The 16,741-nt window shown below is 63.6% G+C and carries 15 protein-coding genes; 9 read left to right on the top strand and 6 right to left on the bottom strand.

The annotated features are described in order from the left end of the window. Nucleotides 1-58: 58 nt before the first annotated feature. The 4 genes from ngg (at nt 59) to RT582_RS04695 (ending at nt 6,338) form a co-directional block, all read left to right on the top strand. A complete protein-coding gene (gene ngg, locus RT582_RS04680; RefSeq protein ID WP_045666273.1) occupies nt 59-1,798 on the top strand; it encodes an N-acetylglutaminylglutamine synthetase in 1,740 nt (579 codons plus the stop codon). A 119-nt stretch (nt 1,799-1,917) separates the two neighbouring features. Beyond that, nucleotides 1,918-3,123, top strand: a complete 1,206-nt coding sequence (locus tag RT582_RS04685) for an osmoprotectant NAGGN system M42 family peptidase (protein ID WP_278349263.1) — start codon at nt 1,918-1,920, stop codon at nt 3,121-3,123. A gap of 194 nt (nt 3,124-3,317) precedes the next feature. Further along, a complete protein-coding gene (locus RT582_RS04690) occupies nt 3,318-6,065 on the top strand; it encodes a hybrid sensor histidine kinase/response regulator (RefSeq protein WP_313476755.1) in 2,748 nt (915 codons plus the stop codon). Nucleotides 6,066-6,110: 45 nt separating this feature from the next. Next, nucleotides 6,111-6,338, top strand: a complete 228-nt coding sequence (locus RT582_RS04695; protein ID WP_003301246.1) for a YheU family protein — start codon at nt 6,111-6,113, stop codon at nt 6,336-6,338. A gap of 15 nt (nt 6,339-6,353) precedes the next feature. On the opposite strand, the gene RT582_RS04700 is transcribed toward RT582_RS04695, so the two are convergent. The 5 genes from RT582_RS04700 to RT582_RS04720 form a co-directional block, all read right to left on the bottom strand. Further along, on the bottom strand, nt 6,354-6,782 hold the full coding sequence (locus tag RT582_RS04700) for a hypothetical protein (RefSeq protein WP_003301247.1): 429 nt from the start codon (nt 6,780-6,782) through the stop codon (nt 6,354-6,356). A 114-nt stretch (nt 6,783-6,896) separates the two neighbouring features. Further along, complete coding sequence (locus RT582_RS04705; RefSeq protein WP_313476877.1) at nt 6,897-8,027, bottom strand: MFS transporter; 1,131 nt, start codon at nt 8,025-8,027, stop codon at nt 6,897-6,899. Between the two features lie 128 nt (nt 8,028-8,155). After that, a complete protein-coding gene (locus tag RT582_RS04710; protein ID WP_313476758.1) occupies nt 8,156-8,965 on the bottom strand; it encodes an SDR family oxidoreductase in 810 nt (269 codons plus the stop codon). A 239-nt stretch (nt 8,966-9,204) separates the two neighbouring features. After that, on the bottom strand, nt 9,205-10,860 hold the full coding sequence (locus RT582_RS04715) for a cation acetate symporter (protein WP_023445031.1): 1,656 nt from the start codon (nt 10,858-10,860) through the stop codon (nt 9,205-9,207). Next, nucleotides 10,860-11,174: a DUF485 domain-containing protein gene (locus RT582_RS04720; RefSeq protein ID WP_023445032.1), complete on the bottom strand. Its 315-nt coding sequence runs from the start codon at nt 11,172-11,174 to the stop codon at nt 10,860-10,862. The genes RT582_RS04715 and RT582_RS04720 overlap by 1 nt, the downstream gene beginning before the upstream one ends. Nucleotides 11,175-11,455: 281 nt before the next feature. On the opposite strand from RT582_RS04720, the gene RT582_RS04725 reads away from it, so the two are divergent. From RT582_RS04725 to RT582_RS04740, 4 genes are all read left to right on the top strand, one after another. Next, nucleotides 11,456-11,680, top strand: coding sequence for a DUF2061 domain-containing protein (locus tag RT582_RS04725; protein WP_014819793.1), 225 nt, complete (start codon nt 11,456-11,458; stop codon nt 11,678-11,680). A 166-nt stretch (nt 11,681-11,846) separates the two neighbouring features. Next, nucleotides 11,847-13,139 (top strand): serine/threonine protein kinase, encoded by a 1,293-nt coding sequence (locus RT582_RS04730; protein ID WP_044315883.1) that lies wholly within the window; start codon nt 11,847-11,849, stop codon nt 13,137-13,139. 4 nt (nt 13,140-13,143) lie between these two features. After that, nucleotides 13,144-13,899 (top strand): MlaA family lipoprotein, encoded by a 756-nt coding sequence (locus RT582_RS04735; RefSeq protein ID WP_313476880.1) that lies wholly within the window; start codon nt 13,144-13,146, stop codon nt 13,897-13,899. 94 nt (nt 13,900-13,993) lie between these two features. Then, a complete protein-coding gene (locus RT582_RS04740) occupies nt 13,994-14,836 on the top strand; it encodes a pirin family protein (RefSeq protein WP_313476761.1) in 843 nt (280 codons plus the stop codon). 51 nt (nt 14,837-14,887) lie between these two features. On the opposite strand, the gene RT582_RS04745 is transcribed toward RT582_RS04740, so the two are convergent. Beyond that, complete coding sequence (locus RT582_RS04745) at nt 14,888-15,835, bottom strand: lipid A biosynthesis lauroyl acyltransferase (RefSeq protein WP_090519043.1); 948 nt, start codon at nt 15,833-15,835, stop codon at nt 14,888-14,890. Nucleotides 15,836-15,993: 158 nt separating this feature from the next. Here RT582_RS04745 and minC point away from each other — a divergent pair, with 158 nt between their 5' ends. Further along, complete coding sequence (gene minC, locus RT582_RS04750; protein WP_090519044.1) at nt 15,994-16,719, top strand: septum site-determining protein MinC; 726 nt, start codon at nt 15,994-15,996, stop codon at nt 16,717-16,719. The last annotated feature ends 22 nt before the right edge of the window (nt 16,720-16,741 follow it).

The following is a 16,741-nucleotide window of genomic DNA, read 5'->3' on the forward strand; positions in this document are numbered from 1 at the left end:
GGGGCAAGCACATCGCCCCGCCGCTGCCGGTTCGTGACTTAGCATCAAGGAACGCACCATGCAGAAGTCCCAAGCCTACGGTCAGCGTCTGTTGCGCGGACAGGCTCCGACCTACCAGCGGCTGCAGGCACGCTTCGCCGAGGACGGTCAGGAGGAGCCCTGCGGCCCGGTGATCCTGCATTGCGGCTGGGGTCGCATTCTGGTCGGCCACACCTACTCCGATCCCGCCCAACTCGCTGCCGAACTGCTCAACGAGCAGGCGGGCGAGCGCGATATCGCGCTGTACGTCGCCGCGCCACATCAGGTTCTGTCCTATGCACCGCAGCAACTCTTCCTCGACCCCTCCGATACCCTGCGTATCTGGTTCACCGACTACCGCCCTGCGCAGAAGCGTTTCCGCGGTTTCTGCGTGCGCCGTGCCCAGAGCGAAGCCGACTGGCAGGCCATCAACGGCCTGTACCAGGCGCGCGGCATGATGCCAGTCGACCCGGAGCGCTGCACCCCTCGCGAACAGGGCGGTCCGGTGTACTGGCTGGCCGAGGACGAGACCTCCGGGCAGATCATCGGCAGCGTGATGGGCATCGACCACCACCGCGCCTTCAACGATCCGGAAAACGGCTCCAGCCTGTGGTGCCTGGCGGTTTCGCCAAGCTGCCCGCGGCCGGGCGTCGGCGAGGCGCTGGTGCGTCACCTGATCGAACACTACATGGGCCGCGGCCTGGCCTATCTCGATCTGTCGGTGCTGCACGACAACCAGCAAGCCAAGGCGCTGTACGCCAAGCTGGGCTTCCGCGACCTGCAGACCTTCACCGTCAAGCGCAAGAACAGCTTCAACCAGCCGCTGTTTCTCGGCCCTGGCCCGGAAGCAAAGCTCAACCCCTACGCCAAGATCATCGTCGACGAGGCCCGGCGGCGCGGTATCGAGATCGAGATCAACGATGCCGAAGCCGGTCTGTTCACCCTGACCCAGGGCGGCCGGCGGGTACGCTGCCGAGAGTCGCTATCCGACCTGACCTCGGCTGTCAGCATGACGCTCTGCCAGGACAAGCGCCTGACCCACCGCACCCTGTCCCAGGCGGGCATCTGCCTTCCGGCGCAACAACTGGCCGCCGGCCCGAAGGAAAATGCCGCGTTCCTCGCCGAGCACGGCAGCGTGGTGGTCAAACCGGTGGATGGCGAACAGGGCATGGGCGTCGCCGTGGACCTGCGCGATGCGACCGAAATGGAAGACGCCATCCAGCGCGCCCGGCAGTACGATAGCCGCGTGCTGCTGGAAAGCTTTCATCCGGGGTTCGACCTGCGCATCGTGGTGATCGGTTTCGAGGTGGTCGCCGCGGCGATACGCCGCCCGGCGGAAGTCATCGGAGATGGCCGCACCAGCATCGGTTCGCTGATCGAGAAGCAGAGCCGCCGGCGCCAGGCCGCTACCGGCGGTGAGAGTTCCATTCCGCTGGATGAGGAAACCCAGCGCTGCCTGCGCGACGCCGGCTTCGACTTCGAAAGTGTATTGCCGGACGGACACCGGCTCGCGGTGCGCCGCACCGCCAACCTGCATACCGGTGGCACGCTGGAAGACGTCACCGCGCAACTGCACCCCGAGCTGGTCGACGCCGCCGTACGCGCCGCCCGCGCGCTGGACATCCCGGTGGTGGGCCTGGACCTGCTGGTGCCTGCACCGGACCAGCCGGAGTACGTCTTCATCGAGGCCAACGAGCGCGTCGGCCTGGCCAATCATCAGCCGCAGCCGACCGCCGAACGCTTCATCGACCTGCTCTTCCCACTTAGCACCGCAGGTTAAGTCTGGCGCGACCCGGCGCCAAGCCGGGTCGCCACAGGTCGTTCGTCACTATGGCGGGTCCCGCTCTCCGACATTCACTCCATCCGGTGGCTGAAAAGGCACCGTCAACAGGAGCTCTCATGACCGCAAAACTCCCCGAACCCGATCTCAACTACATGCAACGCGTGTTGCTGGAGATGCTCGCCATCCCCAGCCCCACCGGATTCACCGACACCATTGTGCGCTATGTTGCCGAGCGCCTGGCCGAGCTGGGCATCCCCTACGAGCTGACCCGCCGCGGGACCATCCGCGCCACACTCAAGGGCCGGCGCTACAGCCCGGATCGCGCCGTCGCGGCGCACCTGGACACCATCGGCGCCATTGTTCGCGAGATTCACGATACCGGCCGCCTGGGCCTGGCACCGGTGGGCTGCTGGTCGAGCCGCTTCGCCGAGGGCAGCCGCGTCAGTGTCTTCACCGATACCGGAGTTATCCGCGGTAGCGTACTGCCGCTGCTCGCATCGGGGCATGCCTTCAATACCGCCGTGGATGAAGCACCGGTGAGCTGGGACCACGTCGAGCTGCGCCTGGACGCCTATACCTACAGCCGCAACGAAACCTGCGCGCTGGGGGTCAACGTCGGTGATTTCGTCGCCTTCGATCCAATGCCGGAATTCACCGAGAACGGCTACATCAGCGCCCGTCACCTGGATGACAAGGCAGGCGTCGCCGCGCTGCTAGCGGCACTGAAGGCCATCGTCGAAAGCGGCCGCGAACCGCCCATCGATGTGCATCCGCTGTTTACCATCACCGAGGAAACCGGCTCCGGAGCCGCCGGCGCCCTGCCTTGGGATGTCAGCGAGTTCGTCGGCATCGACATCGCGCCAGCCGCCAAGGGCCAGGCCTCCAGTGAGCATGCGGTAACCGTGGCGATGCAGGACTCCGGCGGCCCCTATGACTTCCATCTGTCCCGGCACCTGCTCAAGCTTGCCAGCGAGAACGAAATCCCGGTGCGCCGCGACCTGTTCCGCTACTACCACAGCGACGCCCAATCGGCGGTCGAAGCGGGACACGACATCCGCACCGCGCTGCTGGCTTTCGGCTGCGATGCCACCCATGGCTACGAACGCACCCACATCGACAGCCTCGCGGCCATGAGCCGCCTGCTCTGCGGCTACATGCTCAGCCAGCCGGTCTTCGCCAGCGACTCACAGCACTCGAAGGACTCGCTGGAACGTTTCAGCCATCAACTGGAACATGATGCGCAGATGGAGAACGACACCCGTGTACCACCCGTCGACACACTGATCGGGCGCCAGCACCAACCCCAGGAGCGTGATAGTTGAGCCATCGGCTTACGTGACCAGGCGCCTGCTTCGCACAGCAGACGCTTGCCGCTCGGCGTGTAACTCGGCAAAGTTAACCGGACAAGGACGTGCGGCACTCTGAAGGCGCCATGTAGAGCCCAAGGAATCGGTACCGTCACATCGCTCTACTAATATGTGTCGCCCATTTGGGCGCGCCTCTTCCGGAACGAAACATGACGCCGCGTTCATGCCTGGCTTTGCTGCTGTTTTGCCTGTCGCTCCAAGCCTGGGCAATCTCGCCCGTCGTGTTCGATTCACCCGACCTGCGCAAGTCACTCGGAAGCGGCACCCTCTACCTCGAGGACCCGGATGGCACGCTGGATGTCGATGAAGTCATGGCATTCGCGGATGAGCGCATGCGCACCGTCGAGAGCGGCCATGTGAACGAGGGCAAGAACAGCTCGACATGGTGGTTACGCGCCAGACTGGTCAACGAGCTGGACGCACCGCTCGGCGGCTTCGTCGAAATCAACTACCCGCTGCTCGACCACATCGAGCTGTTCCTGCAGTACCCCGACGGCAGCATCAGCAGGCAGCTGACCGGAGATCGCTACCCCTTCGCGGATCGTCCGGTAAAGGTCAGCGACTTCTGGTTTCCCGTCGATCTGCCTCCGGGCGAAACCACCCTTCTGTTGCGCATCAAGACCACCAGCACGCTCTACGTGCCGCTGTACTTCAGCAGCTACAACGCCAGCGCGGCCCAGCAACAGGAGTTGAGCGGCATCAGCGGCGCCTTCTACGGCGTGCTGTTCGCGATGTTCTGCTACAACCTGTTCCTCTTCGCCTCGCTGCGCGAGCCGGCGTACTTCTGGTATCTGGTCTACACCCTCAACGTCGGACTGTTCGCGCTCTCCTTCGACGGCCTGCTGGTCAAATGGCTGGCCGACGACGGCGGGCTGGTGGCCATGGGCATCTACGTCCTGATGTTCAGCCATTGCCTGATCGCCATCCAGTTCAGCCGCCACTTCCTGCACACCCGCGAGCTCTTTCCACGGCTCGACCTGGTGCTGCGCTGCACGCTGCTGATCGCCCTCGGCAGCATGGTTTCCGGGCTGCTGCTGGACGTGCAGACCTGGAGCATCCTGGCCAGCATCACGGTGATCGCCGCCTCGGTCGGCCTGCTTGCCACCGGCGCCTTCGTCTGGCGTCGCGGCGTGCGCTATGGCGTCTACTACACGCTGGCCTGGGGCGTACTGCTGGCCTCGTTCATCCTGGTCACGGCCGGCTCGCTGGGCTTCGAGCTGTTCGGCCTGTACGGCGCGGCGGTGGTCAAGGCCAGCGTCGCTTTCGAACTGATCACCCTGTCCATCGGCCTGGCCGATCGCATCAACCTGCTCAAGGAAGAGGGCTACCGCTCGCGTGAGGCCGCCGAGCGGGCCGCCAGCGAGAATGAAGCCAAGAGCCGCTTCCTGGCCAAGATGAGTCACGAGATCCGCACTCCGCTCAATGGCGTGCTCGGCATGCTGCAACTGCTGCGTGAAACGCCGCTGGACCGCAGCCAGCAGTTCTATCTGGATACCATCTCCAGCTCCGGCAACTCGCTGATGGCGGTGATCAACGACATCCTCGACTACGCCCGGATCGGCTCCGGCAAGCTCAGCCTGGAAGACATCGACTTCGATCTGGAAATCCTGATTTCCGAAACCATCCGCCTGTTCACCGCGCAGGCGCTGGAGAAACAGCTGAGCCTGCACGTAGGCCTGGAGCCCGGCGTGCCGCGACGGATTCGTGGCGACCCCACGCGACTCAAACAGATTCTGATGAACCTGCTGAGCAATGCGCTGAAATTCACCGAGCACGGCCACGTACTGCTCGAAGTCTCCTGCCGTCAGACCCAGGAAGGCACCCGGCGCCTGGTGTTCTGCGTCAGCGACAGCGGTATCGGCATGCGTCAGGAAGTATTGGCGCAACTGTTCGAGTCCTTCTCTCAGGGCGATTCGAGTACCACCCGACGTTATGGTGGCAGCGGACTTGGCCTGGCGATCAGCAAGGAGCTGGTGGAAATGATGAACGGCCATATCGAGGTGCAGAGCGCACCGGGCCGCGGCAGTCGCTTCTGCTTCGAGATTCCGCTGCAAAGCGCCAGCGACACGGAAGACCCCCTCGCCCATCTGCTCGGCGGCCGCCCGGCGCTGCTCGCCTCGCAGGATACCGAGGGCCTCGAAGCGTTGAGCCATCTGCTGCGGCGCTGGGGCATGCGCACCGAGCGCTGCCAGACCCCGGAATGCCTGCCGGACTACCTGTCTGACTTCACCGCCCCGCCACTGCTGGTTCTGCTGGCGCCCTGGCCGGGTAGTCCGGCGCAGTGGCTGGAGCGTCTTCGCCCGCATCTGGAGGCGAATCAGCGGGTGCTGATGCTCTATTCGCCAGTCCACGAGCCACCGCCACCATCGCCCGGCTTACGCCTGATCAGCCTGGCGCTCCCTCTGCAGAGCACGCCGCTGCGCGAGGCGCTGCAAACCCTGTACGCCGAGGAGCCGCGGCGGACCAGCGAAGCTATCGAAGAAGCGCCGGCCGAGCAGCCACCCCGCGAGCCGTGCATTCTGGTCGCCGAAGACAACCCGGTGAATCAGATGGTGGTGCGCGGCCTGCTGAAGAAGCGCGGTTACGCAGTTCAGCTCGCCGACAACGGACGCCAGGCCGTGGACCTCTATCGTCGCGATCCGGAAGCCGTGCAACTGATCCTGATGGACTGCGAAATGCCGGAGCTCGATGGCTTCGAAGCCAGCCGGCGGATACGCAAGCTGGAAGCGGAGCTTGAGCTACAAGCCGTGCCGATCATCGCCGTGACCGCCCACGTACTGGCAGAGCACCGTCAGCGCGGCCTGGAATCGGGTATGGATGAATTCATCGGCAAACCTCTGGAGAGCCGGCAGCTGTATGCTTGCCTGGACAGCTACCTGCAGGGCGGCGCGAGCTAACGTCCGCCCGGCCTTGTGGCAAACCGGCTCACCCGAAGAAATCCCATGCTCATACCGCACGACCAGCTCGAACCGGACACCCTGACCCGCCTAATTGAAGATTTCGTCACCCGCGATGGCACCGATAATGGTGACGAAACCCCGCTTGAAACCCGGGTGACACGGGTGCGCCGCGCGCTGGACAAGGGGGAGGCGGTCATCGTCTTCGACCCCGACAGTCAGCAATGCCAGCTGGCCCTCAGGCGCGATGTGCCGCGCGAGTGGCTGGACTGAACGCCGCCGCGCGTTTCAGCCGAACAGACCGCTCTCGCGCTCCCAGGCACAGCGCATGCGCAGGTCGCTCTGCTGCGGACTGTGGCTGCCGGTATCGGTTTCCCAGCGAAAGGTGTGGGTGCCGTTGAGCTCGGTTTCCAGGTGCACCACCGCGCTGGTCCAGTACAACTGTTTGAGCAGCTCCTCGAAGCGCTGGACCCAGAGCGCCCACTCGTACTCCACTGCGCGGTAGCTGGCACCGAAGTGGATCACCTGGGTCTGGTACAGGCCCAGCTCCTCGTTACGGCAGAAGGAAAACATCTCGCGACCGATGAAGGGCCAGGCCTCGCCCTGCGGCAACGCCTGCACGGCAGCCAGATTGTTCGCCCGGCGCTGGCGGCACTGCTCGGGGTCGGCGGAAGGCCAATCACGGATGCAGCCATAAACGATGGATTCAGACTCCACTCGAAACTCCGAAACGCAGGGATGAACTGGGACGGCGAGCTTTCTAGCACAGCGCGGCGGGCGGGTCACCCGCGGCTTGGGAAGTGGTGAAACAGGCCACAGCCTCGGGACGGTTCAGCGATCCTGATGCCGTGGCCGCAGGCGCATCGCCAACAACGACATGCATGCCGCCATGCCGGTGAGGACCAGGAATGGCATGCGATAGTCACCCGCCAGATCACGCCCGAGCCCGGCCAGTACCGGTGTCAGGCACGCCAGGCAGTAGCCGGTGCAGAGCATCATCGCGGTCAGCCGGCTGACCGCCAACGGAGTATTGGCTTCGTACATCGGCGAGATCAGCGCCAGGGAGAAAGTGCCGTTGAGCGCGACGCCGAGCAGCATGCAGGCCAGCAGGGGTTGCCAGCTCGGTGCCAGAGCGATTGTTGCCAGACAAAGGGTCGCCAACCCGCCGCACGCCGCCATGATTCGATGCCGATTGCCTAGCCGCTGCGCCAACCAGGGCATGGCAAAGGCGCTCGGCAGGCCGATGAGCATGAAGCCACTGAAGAACGCATTACTTTGCAGCAGGCTGTAGCCAACCTCGTGATAACGAGCCACCAGCCAAGTGGCCAGCGCGTAGAACAGCCCGGCCTGAAGGGCGAAGTAGACACTGAGCAACCAGGCCCGAGGCTCCTTCCAGGGCAAACCGGCACGACTCTCGCTGGCGGCTTCCGGCTGATTGGGCAAGCGCGACCAGATCAGCAGCGCAGCCAGGGCCGGCAGCGCCCAGAGCGCCAGGCCACGCGTCCAGTCCTGCCCCATCACCTCGGTGGCCGGCGCCGTCACCACTACGCCGAGGGTGCCGCCGACCGCCATGCTCAGCGAGTACCAGGCGGCGGTCTGGCCCATGCGTTCGAGGAAGTAGCGCTTGATGAAACCGGACAGCAGCGGCCCGGCGACGGCGATCCCTGCGCCAACCAGCCCGGCGGTGCCGATCAGCAGAACGGCATTGTGGCCGAACAGCCGCAACAGCAATGCCACGCCGATCAGCCCGAGGCACAGCGCGATGCTGCGCTCCAGCCCGAAACGCACGGCCAGCCGCGGCGCCAGGGGGGCGAGCAAGCCCATCAGCAGAACCGGCAAGGCCGTGGTGAGACTGATCAGACCGCGAGAAAGCGAAAGCTCTTCGGCGATGCGCTCGATCAGCGGAGCGAAGGAGGTAATACCTGGGCGCAGGTTGATGGCAGCCAGGACCAGCGCCAGCATCAGCAGCCCGCGGGAGGGGAAATTCACAAGCGATCCATAGGGTTACGGCGAAAAAAGCCGGACAGGCAACCCTACTCCCCGCCTCTCCCCGAGGCAACCGCAGCGGCCGCCGAAGCGGCCGGGCAGTCTCAGAGCGCCTTGCTCTTGGCGCGTTTCTTTTCGGCCAGCAGCGCCATATCGTCGTAGATCGCCTGAGGGTTCTGCTGCTTGACCTTCCAGGCCATACGGCCCTCGTCGTGCGGCAGGATCATGAACTCGCCCTTGGCGACCTGCTGGTGGATGTAGTCAGCGATGTCCGCCGCAGTAATCGGCGAGGACTCCAGCAGCTTGCCGATCTGCGCCTTCACGTTCGGCGTCGGGCCGCGGAAGGAATCCAGCAGGTTGGTCTGGAAGAACGACGGGCAGACCACATGCACGCCGACCTCGGCCTGGCGCAGCTCGACCAGCAGGCTTTCCGACAGCGCCACCACGCCGGCCTTGGCCACGTTGTAGTTACTCATGCCCGGTGCCTGCATCAGCGCCGCCATGGAGGCGATGTTGATGATCTTGCCCTTGCTCTTCTGTACTAACGGCAGGAACGCCTTGCAGCCCTTGACCACGCCCATCAGGTTGATCGCGATCTGCCAGTCCCAGTCCTCCAGCGACAACTCGTCGAAGAAGCCGCCGGAAGCCACACCGGCATTGTTGACCACGATATCGATGCCGCCAAGCTTCTCCTCGCAGGCCTGGGCGAAGGCGATCAGCTGGCTGTAGTCACGCACGTCGCAGCGCATGGTGAAGCCGTCACCGCCCGCTTCGCGGACCATTTTCAGGGTTTCCGCCAGGCCGCCTTCGTTGACATCGGAAAGCGCCAGCTGCCAGCCCTCACGCGCCCAGCGCAGGGCAATCTCGCGACCGAGCCCGGAGCCGGCACCGGTAATCATCATGCGGTTGTGCATCGTTGTGCTGCCTTTTGTTGTTCGGGTAGTGCCAGCGAGTCTAGCGAATGCCGGGGCACGGACCGGCATCCATCAGACTGATGAATGCCCTTGGCAAACCCGCGGCTCATGGGGCTGACCGCACGGTTCCGGGCAGGCAATATGGCGGCAGCATGGGCTCGCTATAGCTGCACGAGCGACCTGCGCCACGAATAAAAAAGGGCAGCCCGAGGGCTGCCCTTGTTTCTGCCAGCATTGCGTCAGTGCGCGACGGCACCGGTGGCACCCAGGCCGGTCTGCGAACGAACGAACTGGGCGAAGAAGCGCTCGCGCTCCTCGCCGGCACGCTTGGACTTGTCGGTGACCGAGAAGAACCAGATGCCGATGAACGCGGCGGCCATCGAGAACAGCGCCGGGTATTTGTAGGGGAAGATCGCCTCGGCATAACCGAACACGTCGACCCATACGGTCGGGCTGATGATGGTCAGCAGCAACGCAGTGAACAGCCCCAGCGAGCCACCGAACAGCGCGCCGCGGGTGCTTAGGCCCTTCCAGTACATGGAAAGGAACAGCACTGGGAAGTTGCAGCTGGCGGCGATGGAGAATGCCAGGCCGACCATGAAGGCGATGTTCTGCTTTTCGAAGATGATGCCGAGCAGAATCGCCACCACGCCCAGGGTCAGGGTGGTCAGCTTGGTCACGCGCATCTCGTCCTCTTCCCGCGCCTTGCCTTGCTTGATCACGCAGGCATAGAGGTCGTGGGAAACCGCCGACGCACCGGCCAGGGTCAGACCCGCCACGACGGCGAGAATGGTGGCGAAGGCGACTGCGGAGATGAAGCCGAGGAACAGGTTGCCGCCCACCGCGCTGGCCAGGTGGATGGCGACCATGTTGGTGCCGCCGACGATGGCGCCGGTCACGTCCTTGAAGTCCGGGTTGGTGCTGACCAGCAGGATCGCGCCGAAGCCGATGATGAAGGTCAGGATGTAGAAGTAGCCGATGAAGCCGGTGGCGTAGAACACGCTCTTGCGCGCTTCCTTGGCGTCGGAAACGGTAAAGAAGCGCATCAGGATGTGCGGCAGGCCAGCGGTGCCGAACATCAGCGCCAGTCCGAGGGAGATCGCCGAGATCGGATCGGAAACCAGGCCGCCCGGGCTCATGATCTGAGCGCCTTTCTCGTGGATCTTCACTGCTTCGGCGAACAGGCTGCCAAAGTCGAAGCCAACGCTCTTCATCACCATGATGGCCATGAAGGAGGCACCGGACAGCAGCAGGACCGCCTTGATGATCTGCACCCAAGTGGTGGCGAGCATGCCGCCGAACAGCACGTACATGACCATCAGCACACCGACCAGCACCACGGCTACGTAGTAGTCCAGGCCGAACAGCAGCTGGATCAGCTTGCCGGCGCCGACCATCTGCGCGATCAGGTAGAAGGCCACCACGATCAGCGAACCGAACGCGGAGAGCAGACGGATCTGCGTCTGACCGAGGCGATAGGACGCCACGTCGGAGAAGGTGAACTTGCCCAGGTTGCGCAGGCGCTCGGCCATCAAGAAGAGGATGATCGGCCAGCCGACGAGGAAGCCGATGGAGTAGATCAGGCCGTCGTAGCCGCTGGTGTAGACCAGCGCGGAAATGCCCAGGAAGGATGCCGCCGACATGAAGTCGCCGGCGATAGCCAGGCCGTTCTGGAAGCCGGTGATGCTACCACCCGCGGTGTAGTAATCAGCCGTGGAGGTGTTGCGCTTGGCCGCCCACTTGGTGATGCCCATGGTGAAGACGATGAACACCACGAACATGATGATGGCGGTGTAGTTGGTGGCCTGTTTCTGGACTTCGCCGGTAATCGCATCGGCGAGCAGCGCAGGCGAGACTGCCAGGAGGAAGGCAGCCATCAGGAAACGCAGGATCATTATTTCTGTGCCTCGTTGAGGATTTCCTGGTTGATGCGATCGAACTCACCATTGGCACGCTGCACATAGACACCGGTCAGGATGAACGCCATGAAGATCACCCCGACGCCAACCGGGATACCCCAGGTGGTCACGGTATTGGCGGACAGCGGAATGCCGAGGATCTTTGGCTCGAAGGCGATCAGCAGGATGAACGCCAGGTAGGCGCTGAGCATGACAGCCGATAGCAGCCAGGCAAAACGGCCGCGCTTGGCAACCAGTTCCTGGAAACGCGGATTGGCATAGATCTGCCGGTAAACATTTTCATTGTGCATTGGAATCTGTCTCCACGGTCGCTACCCCCCGGTGGGAGCAGGGGCGGCTACTTTAGGCTTGGGTCGGATGAACACCACCCGACTTTGGTCTGAATGCAGTTCACAAAAACACCCGTCGTAGAGCCGTTCAGCCGCGGAAAATGGGGCGCCGCAACAAATCCACATACAAATAGTGTGGCGCTATGTCGCACATGCGAAACGTTGATTTCAGACATTGCCCGGGCTCGACCAGACTCTCTCCATCGCGAGAACGATTCTCGACTGCACAAGGAGACGGGGCCATGCTGAAGACCGTGACGTTCACCCTGATGCACTTCTGCATCGCCTTTTCGGTGACCTATGCACTGACTGGCAGCATCGCCATTGGCGGCCTGGTCGCCACCGTCGAACCGCTGTGCAACTCGGTGGGCTTCTACTTCCACGAGAAGCTCTGGCAGCGTTTCGAACGCAGTCCGGCAAGCAAGATGCCCATCCCCAAACATGCCTGGCTGCACCATCACGCCTGACGCCGTCGTCATTTCTCATCCTGCGCAGGGATCGAATCCGCAACCGCGCTGCCATAGTGAAGTTGGCTTGCATTGTGCGGCCGATGCAGTTCTATTGGGACAGGTAGCGCGGGACCCCGTCGCTGCCTTGCCACAGGCCAGCCGGGCCTGTTAACGGAGAAGCACCATGCAGCTGTTGTTGCGCCTGACCGCCCTGCTCGCCCTGGTCGTTGCGCCTGTCCACGCCGCCGATCTGACTGTCGAGGAGTACGGCTTCCCGCTGTCCAACCCCTTCGAAGCCACCATCGCCGGTACGCCCATCGAGCTACGCGCCGAAGTGCCGACCGATGACGATATCGACCAGGCCGACTACAACCTGCGTCTGCGTCCCGAACGCGAGTTCACCCTGCCGGACAACTTCTGGCCGGTCAAAAAGCTGCGTTATCGGCTCGCTCGGCAAAGCGGCCCCGCGCCACTCATGTTCATCATTTCCGGTACCGGCGCGCGCTATTCGGCAGGCAAGACCGAAGCCCTGAAGCGTCTGTTCTACGGCGCCGGCTACCATGTGGTGCAGTTGTCGTCGCCGACCAGCTATGACTTCATGTCCGCCGCCTCGCGCTACGCAACACCCGGGATCAGCAGCGACGATGCCAAGGACCTGTACCGGGTCATGCAGGCAGTCCGCGCGCAGCACCACAAGCTGCCCGTCACCGAATACCACCTCACCGGCTACAGCCTCGGCGCCCTGAATGCCGCGTTCGTCAGCCAGCTGGACGAAACCCGCCGCAGCTTCAACTTCAAGCGCGTGCTGCTGCTGAATCCGCCGGTCAACCTCTACACCTCGGTCAGCAACCTGGACAAGCTGGTGCAGACCCGCGTCGAAGGCATTAACGACCACACCACCTTCTACGAAGTGATTCTGGAAAAGCTCACGCGCTATTACCGTCAGAAGGGCTATATCGACCTCGACGAGGCCGTTCTCTACGATTTCCAGCAATCGAACCTGAAGCTCAGCGACGAGCAGATGGCGATGCTCATCGGTTCGGTGTTCCGCTTCTCCGCCGCGGATATCACCTTCACCTCCGACCTGATCAACCGTCGCGGCCTGATCACGCCTCCCGAGTATCCGATCAACGAAGGCACCCGTCTGGAGCCGTTCTTCAAGCGCGCACTGCTGTGCAGCTTCGACTGCTACATCACCGAGCAGGTGATTCCGATGTGGCGCGCCCAGTACGACGGCGGCAGCCTGACCCAGCTGATCCAGCAGGTCAGCCTGTACGCGCTGGAGGATTACCTGCGCCAGAGTCCGAAGATCGCCGTCATGCACAACGCCGACGACCTGATCCTCGGCGAGGGTGACCTCGGCTTCCTGCGCCGTACCTTCGGTGATCGCCTGACCCTTTATCCGCGAGGCGGCCACTGCGGCAACCTCAACTACCGCGTAAACACTCAACACATGCTGGAGTTCTTCCGTGGCTAAAGGAATGCTGCTGCCGTTGCTTCTGGCCAGTGGTCTGGCCTTCGCCGACACGCCGAAGGTGGATGAGGATGGTTTCACCCATCCGCTGCGCAATCTGGAGTTCAATCCCGGCCTGGATCAGCGCGAGTTCGAGCGCGCCACCTTCCAGGCACTGGACGTCTACGATCCGTTCGAGTCGGTCAACCGGCGCATCTACCACTTCAACTATCGGCTCGATCAGTGGGTGATGCTGCCGGTGGTGCGCGGCTATCGCTACGTCACGCCGCGGCCGGTGCGCACTGGCGTGAGCAATTTCTTCAGCAACCTCGGCGAAGTGCCGACGCTGTTCAACAGCCTGGCTCAATTCAAGGGCCAGCGCGCGGCGAATGCCACCGCACGCTTCCTGTTCAACAGCATCCTGGGTGTGGGCGGCCTCTGGGACCCGGCAACGCGCATGGGGCTGCCGCGTCAGAGCGAAGACTTCGGCCAGACCCTCGGTTATTGGGGCGTTCCCCAGGGGCCGTACCTGATTCTTCCGGCGCTGGGCCCGTCCAACCTGCGCGACACCACGGGCCGCGTGGCCGACTTCGCCGTCGAGCGGCAGGTGGAGTTTCTGCAGTATTCCGAAACCACCGGCGGCGAGTTGAGCCTGACGGCGCTGCGGGCCGTCAATGCGCGGCATGTCACCAGCTTCCGCTACGGTCAGCTCAATTCGCCGTTCGAATACGAGAAGGTGCGCTACGTCTACAGCCGGGCGCGGGATCTGCTGGTAGAGGAATAACCCACTTTATCGATTGTTTGTAGCGATATTACGCACCCATTGATCGAAGCAACCCATCTACTCTTGGCGAATTCAAACCGAGAGGCATTCGATCATGTCCCAGCGTGAAATTCTTTCCATCACCAGCGGCCGCGCCACGTCCGATGGCGCCGGCGTCAGCCTGACCCGCGTCTTCGGCGGCGCTGCCCCGGAGCGCTTCGATCCGTTCCTGATGCTCGACGAGTTCGGTTCCAACGACCCTGACGAGTACATTGCCGGCTTCCCGCCCCACCCACATCGCGGCTTCGAAACCATCACCTACATGCTCGAAGGACGCATGCGCCACGAGGATCACATGGGCAATGTGGGGTTGTTGGAGAGCGGAGGCGTGCAGTGGATGACCGCAGCGCGCGGCGTCATCCATAGCGAGATGCCGCAGCAGCAGGAAGGCACCATGCGCGGCTTCCAGCTATGGTTGAACCTGCCCTCCCACGCCAAGCTCGGCGATCCGGACTATCGCGATTTCGCCCCGGCCGAAATACCGCGACTCGCCCAGCCGGGCGGCGTGCAGGCCAAGGTCATCGCCGGCGTGTTCAAGGCCGGCGATATCGAACAGCACGGGATCGTGCAGCGGCCCGATACCGAGCCTCTGCTGTTCGACCTGCAGCTTTCAGCCGAGAGTGCCGTCTCGCCGCAAGTGCCGGATGGCCATCGGTTGCTGCTCTACGTCTATGAAGGGACGCTGCGGGTGGGTGAGCAGGCGGTGAGCAAAGGCCAGTTGGTTCAGATGTCCCAGGACGGCGAGCTCAATCTGTCCAGCGAACGTGGCGCCCGGCTGATGCTGCTGGCAGGCCGCCCACTCGGTGAGCCGATCGTGCAGTACGGGCCATTCGTGATGAACAGCCGCGAGGAGATCGAGCAGGCGCTGCGAGACTTCCGGGACGGTACGTTGGCCTGACCTGCACGATCTGCCCGGGAAGGCACCAGGCCTGGCGCAAATGGCAGTCCACTAGACGGCCGAACGCGTCTTCCTCTTTTTATACAAGCTGGGCTCGCCTACCGGGCGGGTCTTGAAGCGGCGATGCGCCCAGAGGTACTGCTCGGGTACCGCACTGACCGCCTCTTCTATCCACTGGTTGATCCGCAGACAGTCCGCCTCTTCACTTTCACCCGGGAAGTCCTGCAGCGGCGGATGGATCACCAGTCGATACCCCGAACCGTCCGCCAGGCGTTCCTGGGTGAAGGGTATGACCCGCGCCCGGCCCAGCCGGGCGAACTTGGTCGTGGCGGTGACGGTCGCCGCCTGGACGCCAAATAGCGGTACAAACAGGCTCTGTTTGCGCCCATAGTCCTGGTCCGGCGCGTACCAAATGGCGCGCCCCGCGCGCAATACCTTGAGCATCGCCCGCACATCCTCGCGCTCGATGGCACTCGCATCACGGTTGTGCCGTTCGCGCCCGCGACGCTGGACGAAGTCGAAAAGCGGATTCTTGTGCTCGCGATACATGCCATCGATGGTGTGCCGCTGGCCGAGCAGCGCGGCGCCGATCTCCAGCGTAGTGAAATGCAGCGCCATCAGGATCACACCCTGCCCTGCAGCCTGAGCCTGCTGCAGATGCTCGAGCCCATCGATCCTGGCCAGGCGCTGCAGGCGTGCCTGCGGCCACCACCAGCTCATGGCCATCTCGAAGAAGGCAATGCCGTTGGAGGCAAAGTTCTCCCGCAACAGACGCTCGCGTTGCGCCTGACTCAGTTCGGGGAAACACAGCTCCAGATTGCGCCGGGCGATGTAGCGACGCGAACCGGCGAAACGAAACATCAGTGCGCCAAGCCCGCGCCCCAGTTTCAACAGAACCGAATATGGCAACTGGACCAGCAGCCACAGCACGCCCAGGCCCAGCCACAGCGGCCAGAAGCGCGGGTGCAGGAAGTACGCACGAAACTGAGGACGGTCCATGAATAGCTCGACAGCCTATGAAGCGGCGCATTCTACCGGCAAATGCCCGCATTGACCGAACCTCAACGCACCAGTGATCGTTCCGCAGGCCCTTGCCGGGTTGCAGGCGGCGGCGCTCCCCGCTATAAGTCCTCGCCATTTACCGCAGCAGACAGACCATGAGCCAAGCCGACCTCACCGATCAGTCCCCAGCCTTCCAGCTCAAGGGCAGCATGCTCGCCATCACCGTGCTGGAACTCGCCAGCAACGACATCGAGCGTCTCGACGAGCAACTCGCGGCCAAGGTCGAGCAGGCGCCGGACTTCTTCAATAACACCCCGCTGGTCCTGGCCTTGGACAAGCTGCCGGAGGCGGCTCGCGAGATCGATATCGCTGCGCTGGTCAGCCTGTGCCGCAAGCATCGTCTGCGTACCCTGGCCCTGCGCACCAGCGAACCGTCCCACCTCGAGGCGGCCGCGGTGCTCGATCTGCCGGTGCTGCCGCCTTCCGGTGCTCGTGAGCGGCAGGTCGACCTGAGCTCGAAAACCCCGGCCAAACCAGCCGAGCCGGTCTATCGCCCGACCCGCGTCGTGACCACCCCCATCCGCGGCGGCCAGCAGGTCTACGCGCAAGGCGGCGACCTCATCGTTCTCGCTCCCGTGAGCCCCGGTGCGGAACTTCTCGCCGATGGCAACATCCATGTCTACGGTCCGCTTCGAGGTCGCGCCTTGGCGGGTATCAAAGGCGACACTTCGGCGCGGATCTTCTGTCAGCAACTCACCGCTGAAATGGTCTCCATCGCCGGCCAGTACAAGGTAGCCGAGGATCTGCGACGCGATCCTCTCTGGGCTGAAGCGGTACAGATCAGCCTCTCTGGCGACGTGTTGAACATCACCCGCCTTTAACGGATACTGCCGCGAATTTTCA

The sequence above is a fragment of the Stutzerimonas kunmingensis genome (genome assembly GCF_032106285.1).
GTDB classification, from domain to species: Bacteria; Pseudomonadota; Gammaproteobacteria; order Pseudomonadales; family Pseudomonadaceae; genus Stutzerimonas; species Stutzerimonas kunmingensis_B.

Excerpts from the sequence above, each read along its gene's own strand:
- ngg (WP_045666273.1), top strand. The coding sequence starts at position 59 with ATGCAGAAGTCCCAAGCCTACGGTCAGCGTCTGTTGCGCGGACAGGCT.
- RT582_RS04685 (WP_278349263.1), top strand. The coding sequence starts at position 1,918 with ATGACCGCAAAACTCCCCGAACCCGATCTCAACTACATGCAACGCGTG.
- RT582_RS04690 (WP_313476755.1), top strand. The coding sequence starts at position 3,318 with ATGACGCCGCGTTCATGCCTGGCTTTGCTGCTGTTTTGCCTGTCGCTC.
- RT582_RS04695 (WP_003301246.1), top strand. The coding sequence starts at position 6,111 with ATGCTCATACCGCACGACCAGCTCGAACCGGACACCCTGACCCGCCTA.
- RT582_RS04705 (WP_313476877.1), bottom strand. The coding sequence starts at position 8,027 with ATGCTGGCGCTGGTCCTGGCTGCCATCAACCTGCGCCCAGGTATTACC.
- RT582_RS04710 (WP_313476758.1), bottom strand. The coding sequence starts at position 8,965 with ATGCACAACCGCATGATGATTACCGGTGCCGGCTCCGGGCTCGGTCGC.
- RT582_RS04715 (WP_023445031.1), bottom strand. The coding sequence starts at position 10,860 with ATGATCCTGCGTTTCCTGATGGCTGCCTTCCTCCTGGCAGTCTCGCCT.
- RT582_RS04720 (WP_023445032.1), bottom strand. The coding sequence starts at position 11,174 with ATGCACAATGAAAATGTTTACCGGCAGATCTATGCCAATCCGCGTTTC.
- RT582_RS04725 (WP_014819793.1), top strand. The coding sequence starts at position 11,456 with ATGCTGAAGACCGTGACGTTCACCCTGATGCACTTCTGCATCGCCTTT.
- RT582_RS04730 (WP_044315883.1), top strand. The coding sequence starts at position 11,847 with ATGCAGCTGTTGTTGCGCCTGACCGCCCTGCTCGCCCTGGTCGTTGCG.
- RT582_RS04735 (WP_313476880.1), top strand. The coding sequence starts at position 13,144 with ATGCTGCTGCCGTTGCTTCTGGCCAGTGGTCTGGCCTTCGCCGACACG.
- RT582_RS04740 (WP_313476761.1), top strand. The coding sequence starts at position 13,994 with ATGTCCCAGCGTGAAATTCTTTCCATCACCAGCGGCCGCGCCACGTCC.
- RT582_RS04745 (WP_090519043.1), bottom strand. The coding sequence starts at position 15,835 with ATGGACCGTCCTCAGTTTCGTGCGTACTTCCTGCACCCGCGCTTCTGG.
- minC (WP_090519044.1), top strand. The coding sequence starts at position 15,994 with ATGAGCCAAGCCGACCTCACCGATCAGTCCCCAGCCTTCCAGCTCAAG.